Source organism: Acinetobacter sp. 479375, assembly GCF_000581715.1.
Classification (GTDB): Bacteria; Pseudomonadota; Gammaproteobacteria; order Pseudomonadales; family Moraxellaceae; genus Acinetobacter; species Acinetobacter ursingii.
Genome location: NZ_JEZN01000006.1, coordinates 12,766 through 25,676, shown reverse-complemented (window position 1 = coordinate 25,676; position 12,911 = coordinate 12,766). Strand labels below are relative to the sequence as shown.

Here is a 12,911-nt window from a genome sequence, read left to right as displayed (position 1 = left end):
CAAAAAATCCGAGTAAAGGCAGATCCAGTTGATCTGCCTTTATTTATTGGCGAGGTGAAGCTACATCCTGCTGTAATGTTTGTGCATTTTGACTTTTAATTTTTTCAATTTTTGCATTTATACGCAAAACATCCTGATAAAGCTGATTGAATTGTTTAACCTGTGCAGCGTCATAAAATGAGATCTTGCCGTCTTGTTTCTGCCAGCGATGATTTTTTAATAACTCAAACATTTGCTCTGCTTTGCTATAAATCTGTTGTTCCAGATTAAACAACGCATATTCTTTTCGTTGATCTTGTTTTTGGTTAATTTTGACCAATAACGCCGCTTTCATCTCAGGATGAATGGATAAACTGCGCGCCTGATTTAAAAAATGCTGTTGAGATTCACTATTATCCTGCAAATAATTCGTTTCTATCATTTTTACATCTGCCAGCATTTGTGTGGTTTCCACATAATTATGCTGACGATCCTGATCAAGTCGATCTACATCCAGAAACTGATCCCATTTGGCGGCTTTTAGCTCACGTAAATACAGATTTCTCGCTTCGGCATTTTGCATCCAGTAATTGAGCAAAAACTCTGACATGATTTTATAATCACCATATAGCCGTTTATCGTGGACATCCAGATGAATAGGCTGTTCCCAGTTTTGAGCCTGATCATAAAGCTGCTGCATTTTTTCAGCCATGACCACATCGAACATTTCTCGGTTATACACATCATCACGTTGGTATTGTGAATTTTTATAAAACCAAAAGACACAGCCAACCAGTAGGATTAATAGCACAAAGCCTATGGTTAAACGGCGTACTGACATATACACCTCCTTGATTTATTTGCTTGTTGTTATGTTTTATCGTGATGTCTGAATTGAATATCAAATTTCATGCTCTTAAAGATCACTGAATTGCACAAAATGTAATGCTGTATTGCAATTTTTGTACTTTAAACGCGATCCACTCGCCTCTATTATAAAGTCATTAATTAAAATTGAGTATCCATCATGCGCGTAGATATCTGGTCAGATGTGGTGTGTCCCTTTTGTTATATTGGTAAAAAACGTCTTGAGCACGTTGCAGAGCAGGCAGGTATCGAGTTAGAGATTCATTGGCATAGTTTTGAGCTGGATCCGAATGCTCCCGCCAAACATGATATGTCAAATACAGAGCGTCTAGCGATTAAATATGGTCGTAGTTTTGAAGAAATGCAAGAAATGGAACGTAATATTGCCGAAATGGCAGCCGGTGAAGGAATCGATTTCCAATGGCAGCAAGCCAAATCTGGTAATAGTTTTAATGCACATCGTATCATCCATTTAGCACAAAGTAAGGGCTTAGGAAGTCAAGCGGAGGAAGCCTTTTTCCATGCATATATGACAGAAGGTCTTGCTATTGGTGAACGTGAAGTTGTAGAGGAAATTGCCTCCAGAATTGGCTTGGATCATGCCGAAGTCGAGTTTGTACTTGATAGCGATGAGTTGGCTGATTTTGTCCGTCATGATGAAAAAATTGCGCATGAACAGCTCAATATTAGTGGCGTACCTTTTTTCGTGTTCGATCAAAAGTTAGCTCTGTCAGGCGCACAGCCACGTGAGGTTTTTCTACAGGCTTTACAGCAAGCGCAGGATCAGCCTCAATCATCCATCACCGCTACGACAGCAGCAAGTTGTCATGATGACAGTTGCGAAATTCCGCAAAAATAAATCTCGGTGTTAAACTGGGTTCGTCGAGGCTTATTTTGCAATGCTGCGTTGCATAAATAGACTAGGTTCACTGATTGAGAACTTTTAAAATCAGATGCATCAACTGCGCTGTAATTTTAATTTCTCGTCATGTTCATCCAACCCAATCAATGGATGAACAGCATTGAGTTTATCCCCCTCATTCAGGGGGATTTTTTATAGCCTTTTTCATATAGCAAGATCAATCTCATAAATCCTACGTTTGGCCATGCACTGAATGCCAGGTACAAGCGGACGCACATTGGTAATTTCCCAAGCCCAATATCCTTCTGTCCAATAGTTTGCACAGGCCATTTCAATTTCATCTTTACGCCATGCATGTGCAGCAACAATATCAATGATTGCCATCGCTGTCCCGATTTGTTCATCACCGTCTTTATGCAGAAATTGCGTATTTTGTACAATCACTAAATCACATAACGGCAAATGTTCGGGTCGCCATGAACGAATTTCCAGTTTTTTCTGTCCTGAGATAATTCGCTCACAAGCGGGCGCTACGATAGAGAGTGCTTTTAATTTTTTCACAGTATTCCTCTGGATTTATTTTTGAGTATTGTAAAAGTTTCACGAATGGATGAAATACAAAAAATTGCTTTAGACACTTTATGGAAAAGTTCTTTCACCCAAAGTATGTGGCTTGCAACGAAACTGTCAAGGTTGTTACTAAACTTGATTTCTTATTAACAGCTCTGCCACAAATTCAGGCTGAATCTTGTGTTTAGATAAATTCAATGACTCGTTCGACTCAATTCAGGTCATGGATATCTCAACCTAAATAAGAGGAAATGAAAATGGCAACTGATCAAAATCCTAATATATTAGATACAGCCAACACTTCAACAGCAAATGAGCAGGAATCAGCAAAAAAATCACGTTTCTCTCCAACTGTAAAAGGTGTGGTAATAGGTGCGGTAGCAGGCAGCATTCTTCCTGTTTTTGGAACCTTTAGTGGTGCGTTGATTGGAGGTATAGCTGGTAAGATTTATTCTCGTCGCTGCCAACATACTCATGCTTCAGCCTAAATAAAAAAAGGATTTGAATCACTTTAATCACTTATTCTTATCTTAATATCTTGAAGACTCTCCCTTTGTGGAGAGTTTTTATTTGGTCGATATAATTTTTTTTGGTTCAATTAAAATTTTGGCAATTGCGCTTTATTGATTCCAAATGGTGTAATCCATGATTAAAGCGTATCTAGCGCTTGGCCTTGCGATTATATTTGAGGTCATTGCAACATCTTTGTTGCCACATACCAAAGGCTTTACCCATGCACTTTATACCTTAATTATGGTGATTTGCTATATCTGTGCATTCTATTTATTAAGTATTGTCGTTAAGACCTTAGCTGTAGGCATCAGCTATGCTATTTGGGCAGGTACAGGAATTGTACTGGTAGCGGCCATCAACGTTATTGTACTCAAACAAAAATTGGACTTCCCAGCGTTATTGGGTATGTTCTTGATTATTGCAGGGGTAATCATCATCAATTTATTTTCAAAATCCATTAATCATTACGATATTTGTATAAACTTCAAATTATTTATATACAAAAAAATAACGTATCTTCTTAAAATTACTTAGTTTTGTTGCTAGGACTTGATTTTATGACGTAAATCAACAAGAGTTATCACATAAATGAGATAATAAACAATGTACAGCCATTATGATGAAAGCTAATTATTTTAACTTGGGTTCTCGCGTTTTATATTTCTTAGTGTGTTTGGGGGGAATAACTTCGCTTTCCGCCAATACAGAAACAAAAGATGTGAGTTTCGATCAATCTTCCGAGCAAGATCAGCCCTTGGTTTTACCAAATGATCCCAATACGCCACGAACCTCTGTCGCCTATGCAGTCAAATTACATCAATTAAATCAATCACAAGATAAAAATCTATTAGATTTAATTCCTGCATGGATTGATTCAACACCGACCATTTTACCTCCTGAGTCAGATACGCCCAATGTTCCTCCTGTATCTGAAACTCAAGATCTAACGTGGTTTGATCGTAAGCAGCATGATATTAGCCGTTGGGCAGACCGTACCTCTGGCAAAATCGATCATTGGTTTGGTGATGTAGATCCAAAAAAACCAGCCGATGCCACCTTGAGGATCATGCTAGATAATTATTGGGATAAATATAATGGCTATGAGATTAAGCCACGTATTCGAGGAAAAATTAAACTTCCAACACTCGAACGGCGTTTTAGCGTCGTGTTTGGTGATGACTCACTCGATGATGAGTTTGATAATAATGTCGCCAATACCAATATCGATCCAAACGGGGATAAAAAACGCTTAGATTCTCGTCAAACCCGTGACAATAATGGTTCATTGGCACTACGATGGTCTGATTTCTCAAAAAAATTACCGTTTGAAACTGATGCCGATCTAGGGATTCGTTCTGGGGATGACATTTATGTCCGCTTAAAAGCCAAACGCGCGTGGCCGCTACGCAACGATTTTTCGTTTTACGCGGAACAAATTTATCGTTATGGCATCGATAGTAAAAACTATTTAAGAACCAATCTGGAACTGACACATGCGCGTCCCAATGAGGCTTTTCTCTCTAACCAATTCAGCCTAACTTATGCTGATGATCAGGATGATGATCTGTGGTGGGATAACCGTTTATTTAGACAGCATCAGTTCTTTGCCAATAATCGTTTTAATTACGGCTTGTATACAGGCGGATATTACAATAATAGCGACTTACGTTTAAATAGTTGGGGGCCGTTCATGTCTTGGCGTCAACAACTCTGGCGTGAATGGTTTTATGTACAAGGCGATCTCAATTATTTTAATGATCATCGTGAAAACCGCAGCCACTATGTGAGTACTTTTGTCCGGTTAGAGGCTTTATTTTAAATAAGAAACCATCTTTTTGCGCTTGCCATGTGGTATTTTGGCAAGCGCTTGACCAAGCGCATCGAAACTTAAATAAAAAATTAAGATTGGTTTTATATTCTGTTCCACATTCATTATTCTTATTATTTTTTTCATGAAGCGATACCTTATCGTTCATTTTCAGCTTGTGATCATTTTAAGCCTATGTAGTATTTATGCGGTATGGGTATTAGGCCATTCTACTTTTAAACCCTATTCTTTTCAGTCTTATACAGTGCATCTAAATCGGCAACACTTATCAAAATTAACATGTACAGAAGCACAGGTAAATTCAGAACAAGAAAGCATTCTTTCCAACGAACAACTGAGTCAGGAATTATTGGCTGTTTTTGATAACGATTCTTTATGGGCAAGGACTTTGCAGCAACACCCCCAAGCTGTTAAAAAATTTGGAAAAACGCATAAAACTAAAAGTAAAAAAAATAAAGTAACTAATCCTGATCCCATTAGTGCCAGTATCAGTACCATCACCAGCTTGCTGCCTTTTTCTAACGATATTAATCTGGGTTCAAATTCAGACAGTGATGTGTATGTCCAGTTTTTAGCAAAGAAACAATGGGTGTTAAGGCATGATATCAGTATCGATACTCAACAATTATTTCGTTATGGTTCGAGTAGTAAAAATTATTCTGAAACGACCTTCAATCTGAATCAAAAATTACAAGATAATACTCTTTTTTCCAATCAATTTAGCCTGAATAAAAGTCAGGATGAAGAATATTATTGGGCCAATCGAACCTTTCAACAGTATCAATTTTTAAAAAATCATCGTTTGATTTATGGAATTTACAGTAGTGGTGTCTACGATCAAGAAAAAAAGGATTGGGAATTACAACTATGGGGGCCGTATCTTTCATGGCGACGACCATTATGGCGTGACTGGATTTTTATTGATAACCAAATTTCTTATTATCATGACCTTACAACGACCGACAAACAACTGCAACACGTGTTTAGCACCACACTTCAGCTCGAAGCAAATTTTTAATCTGCCTAGAAAAGCAACAATACTGTGGATAAGTCTAAGGTTACTCACAATCATCATGGCATAAAAAACCCCGACCGAAGTCAGGGCTTTGTTTATCGTGGATTTATTTGAGTAATAAACGGTTAATTCGTTTCACATACGCCGCTGGATCTTCTGGTAAACCGCCTTCCGCAATGACCGCCTGATCAAAAATCACATTGGCCAGATCATCAAAATGCGCTGAACCTTCCAGTTTTTTTACCAATGGATGCTCTGGGTTAATCTCAAGCGTTGGCTTGATTTCAGGTACTTCCTGACCTGCCTGCTTGAGCATACGAATCAGTTGCGGCGATAATTCGCCTTCTGAGGTTACCAAACAAGCAGGCGAATCGACTAAACGCGTGGTGACACGAACTTCTTTGGTTTTGTCTTTCAGTGATTCACCAAGTTTTTCGACCACAGGTTTAAACTGTTCAGCCGCTTCTTCTAAGGCTTTTTTCTCTTCTGCATCTTGCAAATCACCTAGATCAACTGCACCTTTAGACACATTTTGCAATGCTGTGCCATCAAACTCATGCACAAAATTCATTGCCCATTCATCGACACGTTCAGACATGAGTAAAACTTCAATGCCTTTTTTCTTGAACAACTCCAGTTGTGGTGAGTTTTTAGCAGCATTTAAACTATCTGCGGTTACATAGTAAATGGCTTTTTGCCCTTCTTTCATGCGCGCTTTATAGTCAGCCAAAGATGTACTGACCTCGTCATGAGTTGAAGTCGCATAGCGTAGTAATTTTAGAATACGTTCACGGTTATTAAAGTCTTCACCCAAACCTTCTTTCAGCACCGCGCCAAATTCGGTATAGAAGGTTTTGAATTTTTGCTGATCGCTTTCATCTTCAGATTTTGCCAGACCATCAAGTAAGGTCAGCACACGACGCGCATTGCCTTCACGAATGGTTTTGACATCACGGCTTTCTTGTAATAGTTCACGGCTTACATTCAATGGCAAATCGGCACTGTCCACCACACCTTGCACAAAGCGTAAATAATTTGGAATCAAATTATCCGCATCATCCATAATAAAGACACGTTTCACATACAGTTTGATCCCCGCTTTGGCTTCACGAGTAAAAATGTCATGCGGTGCTTTAGCAGGAATATAAAGAAGCTGAGTATATTCGGTACTACCTTCAACACGATTATGCGCCCATGCAAGTGGTGCATCAAAATCATGGCTCAGATTCTTATAAAACTCGATATATTGTTCTTCAGAAATCTCATTTTTATTACGCGTCCAAAGTGCGCTAGCCGAGTTGATGGTTTCCCATTCCTCAGTTTTCACCATCTTGCCGTGGGTTGAGGGTTCTTCACCTTCTACCACTTCATCTTCTTGCCAGACTTCTTTTTGCATCTGGATTGGCAGGCTAATGTGATCGGAATATTTATTGATAATTTGTTTAACTTTATGACTTTCTAAATAATCCAGTGCATCGTCACGTAAATGTAAAATGATGTCTGTACCACGTGAAGCCTTATTGATTTGTTCAACTTCAAATTCACCCGTACCACCACTGATCCAGCGTACACCTTCCTCCGCAGGTAAACCTGCACGACGCGATTCAACCGTGATTTTATCCGCAACAATAAATCCTGAATAAAAACCAACACCAAACTGACCAATTAACTGCGCATCAGATTTTTGATCACCCGTTAATTTAGACATAAAATCTTTGGTGCCTGATTTGGCAATAGTTCCGAGGTTATCAATCGCTTCCTGCTGATTTAAACCAATCCCATTGTCAGAAATGGTAATGGTTTTATGCTCTTTATCCAGACTAACGCGTACATGTAAATCTGGATCATTTTCATAATATTCTGGATGGTTAATCCCTTCAAAGCGTAATTTATCGCAAGCATCGGAAGCATTTGAAATCAATTCACGCAGAAAAATTTCTGGATTGGAATATAGTGAATGGGTCACTAAATGTAAAAGTTGGGCAACTTCTGCCTGAAAGCTATAGTTCTGTGAAGTTTTTTGCTCGCTCATCACTCACTCCTAAAATACAATGTGTTGTTGCATATTCTTTGATGCTGTATGTATTGGAGTGAGTCATGCTTTTTTCAATAGCAAAAGCTAAGAATTTTATCTGGTTTAAAATGGCCCTTGCGTTAGAATACGATTTTGCACAATATCATCCAGATGCTTTTGGCGTTCACTATAACGCTGCGCAATACAATTCACGTTGGCGCGACAGCTATCACGTTGCTTGAGCCATTGGTATTGGGCGCTTTTTTCGGCATCACGACCGCCCATTGGCAAGGCGTGAACAACAATATTATAAGTTGTTGCCATTTTTACATCGGCATCATTTAAACTGCGGTTTTGACAAATGGTTTTTTCTGTACTGGTTTTGGCTTTATCGCAGGAGAAACTTGCAGCATGGGCGAGACTTAAACCATTTATACAAAATAAACTACTGAGCAGAACTATTCGTAATTTTTTCATTGAAACGCTCTTGTTGGATTTATTATTTTAACTTTAACAATTATGTTCATTTGAATAAGTAAATTTTTGCCATTTTCTGTACAACATCAGTCACAACCATAAAAAAAGCCTCACAGTTTCCTGTCAGGCTTATCATGCCGATGATCATATTATTGTTGTTCTCTATATCATTATTATTAAGTGCATTATCAGTTAAAAACTCCCTTCCCCACGAGGGAGTTTTAAAAGGCTATATCTTCCTTAGAATCTATAGCTATAACCTAGTGTATAAATCACTGGGTCGATATCTAAATCAAACGTACCTAAGTTGTCGACTAAACGAACTTCTGGGCTCAAATCTGCATAACGCACATCGAAGTAAACACCCCAATTTTTTGCATCAGCAGGTTGGAAAGTGAAGCCAACTTGTCCCGCGAAACCGTAATCATTTTTGACTTTATCTGCTACACCTGACTCATCCCATGGAATGAAAGCAGTTGCACCTACACCAATATATGGTGTAAAGCGTGTCGCGTTTTTAAAGTTATATTTTGCTGTGATGGTTGGTGGTAAATGTTTTACTCTTGCAACCTTATTACCATCCAATAACACGTCATGGTTAATCGGTGTTGCAAGAAGTAATTCAGCAGAGAATGGTGAGTCACCAAAGAAATATTCAACAGATGGTGTAAAAGCAAACTCATCATCCGCTTCAACTTTGCCTAATGCAGTTTGAGTATCACTGGTTGGCGCAATATAACTTGCCCCGACTTTAACCTGCCAATCACCTGCAAAAACAGAAGAAGACAAACCTAATAATGCAATAACAGCAGCTTGTTTCAACATTTTTATTACCTCTTAATATCTTGATAACATCATAATATTATATATATATTAAACGCAATACAGATTATAAACACATTTTAAACATCATTTATAACACAATGATATTCTTATTTATTTATTTTAATCAGAGTATTTTAGTATGTTTTTAAAATGCCAAATTAAACACAAATAAATCCAATTAAATTAATATACTTTAAAACCAACCAAAATAATAAGGTTTTGTGATTATTAGACTATTTTCATAAAATCTTTTTATCCCCACCTACGGGAGAAAAATAAAAAACTAAATAATGATCAAAGAAGTCTATTATTTTAAAATATTTAATCACAAGCTTATATTTATTTTTAATCTTTCATTTTGTTAATTTAATTAATTTAAATAAATTTGTAAGTTTATTTCGATCAATGTCTTGTCCAGCCCAAATTTTTCATTTTTTATATAAATAAAGTGAACATTGAATGTAGCTCCGATACAATACGCGCAAGAATTGGAGTAATCGATGTCACAGAATTCTTCTTTAAAGCGTGGACTCAATACACGCCACATCCGTTTTTTAGCTTTAGGCTCTGCCATTGGTACAGGTCTGTTCTATGGATCTGCTTCTGCTATTAAACTCGCAGGTCCCGCAGTCTTGATGGCCTATGTCATCGCGGGTATTGCCATTTATATCGTGATGCGCGCGCTTGGCGAAATGGCCGTACACAACCCAGTTTCAGACTCATTTAGTCGTTATGCCTCCGATTATGTGAGCCCTTTGGCTGGTTTCACCACAGGTTGGACCTATGTTTTTGAGATGGTGATTGTTGCCATAGCAGATGTCACCGCTTTTGGCATCTATATGGGATTTTGGTTTCCTGATGTGCCACGCTGGACATGGATTTTATCGCTCATCTTCTTTTTGGGTGCAATTAATCTGATTCATGTCAAATTTTACGGTGAGCTTGAATTCTGGCTATCGATTATTAAAGTGAGCGCCATTGTTGCCATGATCTGTGGTGGCTTTGGCATTATGTTTTATGGTTTGCATGTTCCCAATACTAGCTTTAATCCTGGTATTTCTAATCTATGGGAACATGGCGGCTTTATGCCAAATGGAGTAATGGGTGTCATCGCCTGTTTCTCAGTGGTCGTGTTCGCTTTTGGTGGAATTGAAATCATCGGCATTACCGCAGGTGAAACAGAAAATCCGAAAACGGCCATTCCACGTGCCATTAATGCTGTTCCGATCCGAATTATCCTGTTCTATGTTTTGACTATTTTTGTCTTAATGTCGATTTTTCCATGGAATCAGATCGGGACTCAAGGCAGTCCATTTGTACAAATTTTTGAGAGTTTAGGCATTAAATCTGCCGCTGCCGTATTGAATGTCGTGGTAATTACAGCAGCTATTTCAGCGATTAATAGTGATGTATTTGGCGCAGGTCGTATGATGTACGGTATGGCACTCAAAGGACAAGCACCTGAAGTGTTCCGTAAAACGTCTAAATTCGGTGTGCCGTGGATGACCGTGGTGGTCATGGCTGGCGTATTGTTAATTGGCGTGGTTCTAAATTACCTAATTCCTAAAAATGTATTTGAAATTATTGCTTCGATCGCGACTTTTGCGACGGTCTATGTTTGGCTGATGATTTTATTATCGCATTTTGGCATGCGCAGAAAATTATCGAGTGATGAAATTAAAAAGCTTGATTTCCCGATGATTGGTTGGCCTGTAGCACCTGCACTTGCTACCGCATTTATGATCTTTGTGATTGCGGTGATTGGCTATTTCCCTGATACGCGCCCTGCCCTGTATGTCGGCATTTTCTGGTTACTTTTATTAGCTGTTGCTTACAAGATTTGGGTCAAACCAAAAATCTAATCAATGTTAACTGGTATAAAAAACCACCTTTCATGGCAATCTAAAGGTGGTTTTTTATTGCGACCATTGAATTAAACTGACTGTTGAGACCAAGCAAACTGACGAATATAGTCTGCCATTTTTTGTGGTTCACTCAACATTGCCCAATGATTGGCATCCAGTTCAACATATTCAAATTGCTCCACCCATTTTGGCATTCCTTTTAAAATATAATCAGGGCTGACAAAAGCATCACGCATGAGTACCACAGCCTGAACTGGGCATTGTGCATAGCGCTGACGTGGTCGAGTCAAACTTGGAATAAAATTCGCTCGATAAAGATTAACCCCATATTTTCCATCACTCGCAATATGAAAATTCAATGGTAAATCTTGCTTCCTTTCCAAACCATTTAAGATTTTTCCCCATTTTTCGGGAGTGAAATAATGCCAGACGGTAGGTGCAATGAAGGGCAGATGAAATGCGCCGATATACCATGATTTTGATAATTTCTTCAAAAAATTGGCTGGATGAGTTTTAACTTCATCACGTAGCAACCAAGCAGCATGGTCCAAACAAGGGCCTGAAATCGTGGTATAAGACAAAATACGATCTTTAAACTTAGGTTCAGTCACCGATTCCCAGCTTTGGATCGACCCCCAATCATGCGCAGCCAAATGAAATGGTCGATCTAACAACAATTGATTGACAACTGCTTCCAGATCCAGAGAAAGGCGTTCAAGCCGATAATCCCGAATATGCTTAGGAATGCTGGATTGACCAGCGCCACGAACATCATAGGTGATTATATAAAAATCATCGATCAGCTCATGAATAATCGGCTCCCAGACTTCCTGATTATCAGGATAACCATGAACCAGTACCAAGGCTGGTTTTTGCTGATCGCCCCATGTTTTAGCACATAAGGTCTGCTGATCGGAAGTTTGGACAGTGTGAATCTGAGGATGCATGCCATTTCCTTTTTGTTTTTGATTGACCATTTCTTTAATCGGATTAGGCATTGCTATCAATGCCAGAATGATGTTAGTTATTTAGTATGAAGATAGCCTATAGAAAATCAATTGACCCTCATGAATATTTTAAAGCAACTTCAAACCATACCCGCTGTCTCAAAGTTTATTATTAATCGCTATTCACCTTATCGTGGTGCGGGGATTAGCATTGACAAAATTGATCTGAAAAATTATTACATCCGAGTCAAAATGCCCCTCACCCGAAAAAACCAAAATATTGTCGGGACTCATTTTGGGGGGAGCTTATACTCGATGGTGGATCCTTTTTATATGTTGATCCTCATGCATCATCTGGGCTCAAAATATATCGTTTGGGATAAGTCTGCCAATATCAACTTTTTATCACCTGGACGAAGTACCGTGTATGCAGATATTCGCCTAGATGCGATGGAACTTGAGCATATCCGTGAACTAGCAGAAAATTATGCACCAGTGCTAAGAAACTATACCGTTAATCTTTTTGATGAATCTGGTGTCAGAATCGCAGAGATTCAAAAAACACTTTATATTCGTCGTAAAAAGCCAAAACCATTTGAAAAGTATCATTGATCTTATTTTTATTTGAAATTTAAAGAGTTTTGATAAAATCAAAGATTCTATATTTGTCTAAATTCCTATCAAAAAAGACAGCTTCGTGCTGTCTTTTTTGTCATCGATAAAACATTATTTTTTCTCTTGAATGGCCGCACCCGCACCGCCACCAATGGCTCCACCAATCGCAGCACCACCATCGCCACCAAATATCGCCTTGCCGACGACAGATCCAATACCCGCTCCAACGGCACTACTGGTTGTTGAGCTACTATTACCACCTTTGGCATTAGCACCTACGCCACCACCTAAAGCACCGCCAGCAGCAGCACCAACGCCACCACCCACATGGTTACCCACGCCACCACCAACAGCACCACCTAAAGCAGCAGCGCCAATACGTTGATTCGATGGACTCATATCCTGACAACCAGCGAGAATTGCGGTCGACATGACAGCGATCGCCATTAAACTCATTGTTTTTTTCATGCTTAGCTCCTCGTTTAATACCTATCAGAATAAGCATTTTTGGAGAATTTTTTAATAAGATCATGT

13 protein-coding genes and 1 pseudogene are annotated in these 12,911 nt (G+C 38.7%); 7 read left to right on the top strand and 7 right to left on the bottom strand.

Features of this window, described 5'->3' with window-relative positions; all coding sequences use genetic code 11:
* Nucleotides 1–43: 43 nt before the first annotated feature.
* Nucleotides 44–820 carry a hypothetical protein gene (locus tag J500_RS06830; RefSeq protein WP_004995252.1) on the bottom strand — a complete coding sequence of 259 codons (777 nt, stop codon included), beginning with the start codon at nucleotides 818–820 and terminating at the stop codon, nucleotides 44–46.
* 186 nt (nucleotides 821–1,006) lie between these two features.
* Between J500_RS06830 and J500_RS06825 the strand changes: the two genes are divergently transcribed.
* Complete coding sequence (locus J500_RS06825; protein ID WP_004995254.1) at nucleotides 1,007–1,705, top strand: DsbA family oxidoreductase; 699 nt, start codon at nucleotides 1,007–1,009, stop codon at nucleotides 1,703–1,705.
* A gap of 207 nt (nucleotides 1,706–1,912) precedes the next feature.
* On the opposite strand, the gene J500_RS06820 is transcribed toward J500_RS06825, so the two are convergent.
* Complete coding sequence (locus J500_RS06820) at nucleotides 1,913–2,269, bottom strand: ASCH domain-containing protein (RefSeq protein WP_004995257.1); 357 nt, start codon at nucleotides 2,267–2,269, stop codon at nucleotides 1,913–1,915.
* A gap of 266 nt (nucleotides 2,270–2,535) precedes the next feature.
* On the opposite strand from J500_RS06820, the gene J500_RS06815 reads away from it, so the two are divergent.
* The 4 genes and pseudogenes from J500_RS06815 to J500_RS06800 all read left to right on the top strand — a co-directional run bounded on the left by J500_RS06815 (nucleotide 2,536) and on the right by J500_RS06800 (nucleotide 5,637).
* Complete coding sequence (locus J500_RS06815) at nucleotides 2,536–2,766, top strand: hypothetical protein (protein ID WP_004995259.1); 231 nt, start codon at nucleotides 2,536–2,538, stop codon at nucleotides 2,764–2,766.
* A 160-nt stretch (nucleotides 2,767–2,926) separates the two neighbouring features.
* Nucleotides 2,927–3,256, top strand: a pseudogene (locus J500_RS06810) (DMT family transporter); the annotation flags it as partial.
* Between the two features lie 151 nt (nucleotides 3,257–3,407).
* The gene (locus tag J500_RS06805) at nucleotides 3,408–4,610 is read left to right on the top strand and encodes a hypothetical protein (RefSeq protein ID WP_004995267.1); all 1,203 of its coding nucleotides are present in this window, start codon (nucleotides 3,408–3,410) and stop codon (nucleotides 4,608–4,610) included.
* Between the two features lie 133 nt (nucleotides 4,611–4,743).
* Nucleotides 4,744–5,637, top strand: a complete 894-nt coding sequence (locus J500_RS06800) for a hypothetical protein (protein WP_004995271.1) — start codon at nucleotides 4,744–4,746, stop codon at nucleotides 5,635–5,637.
* Between the two features lie 103 nt (nucleotides 5,638–5,740).
* Here J500_RS06800 and htpG read toward each other — a convergent pair whose 3' ends face one another.
* From htpG to J500_RS06785, 3 genes are all read right to left on the bottom strand, one after another.
* Nucleotides 5,741–7,666 (bottom strand): molecular chaperone HtpG, encoded by a 1,926-nt coding sequence (htpG, locus tag J500_RS06795; RefSeq protein WP_004995273.1) that lies wholly within the window; start codon nucleotides 7,664–7,666, stop codon nucleotides 5,741–5,743.
* A 105-nt stretch (nucleotides 7,667–7,771) separates the two neighbouring features.
* Entirely contained in the window at nucleotides 7,772–8,125 is a 354-nt protein-coding gene (locus J500_RS06790; RefSeq protein WP_004995275.1) for a lysozyme inhibitor LprI family protein, read from the bottom strand.
* 240 nt (nucleotides 8,126–8,365) lie between these two features.
* Entirely contained in the window at nucleotides 8,366–8,950 is a 585-nt protein-coding gene (locus J500_RS06785) for an OmpW/AlkL family protein (RefSeq protein WP_004985082.1), read from the bottom strand.
* 500 nt (nucleotides 8,951–9,450) lie between these two features.
* On the opposite strand from J500_RS06785, the gene J500_RS06780 reads away from it, so the two are divergent.
* Complete coding sequence (locus tag J500_RS06780; RefSeq protein ID WP_034698866.1) at nucleotides 9,451–10,812, top strand: amino acid permease; 1,362 nt, start codon at nucleotides 9,451–9,453, stop codon at nucleotides 10,810–10,812.
* A 71-nt stretch (nucleotides 10,813–10,883) separates the two neighbouring features.
* Here J500_RS06780 and J500_RS06775 read toward each other — a convergent pair whose 3' ends face one another.
* Nucleotides 10,884–11,762: an alpha/beta fold hydrolase gene (locus tag J500_RS06775; RefSeq protein WP_034698980.1), complete on the bottom strand. Its 879-nt coding sequence runs from the start codon at nucleotides 11,760–11,762 to the stop codon at nucleotides 10,884–10,886.
* Nucleotides 11,763–11,882: 120 nt separating this feature from the next.
* On the opposite strand from J500_RS06775, the gene J500_RS06770 reads away from it, so the two are divergent.
* Nucleotides 11,883–12,374: a DUF4442 domain-containing protein gene (locus tag J500_RS06770; protein ID WP_034698863.1), complete on the top strand. Its 492-nt coding sequence runs from the start codon at nucleotides 11,883–11,885 to the stop codon at nucleotides 12,372–12,374.
* Between the two features lie 114 nt (nucleotides 12,375–12,488).
* Here J500_RS06770 and J500_RS06765 read toward each other — a convergent pair whose 3' ends face one another.
* Complete coding sequence (locus J500_RS06765; protein WP_004995282.1) at nucleotides 12,489–12,845, bottom strand: hypothetical protein; 357 nt, start codon at nucleotides 12,843–12,845, stop codon at nucleotides 12,489–12,491.
* Nucleotides 12,846–12,911: the final 66 nt, after the last annotated feature.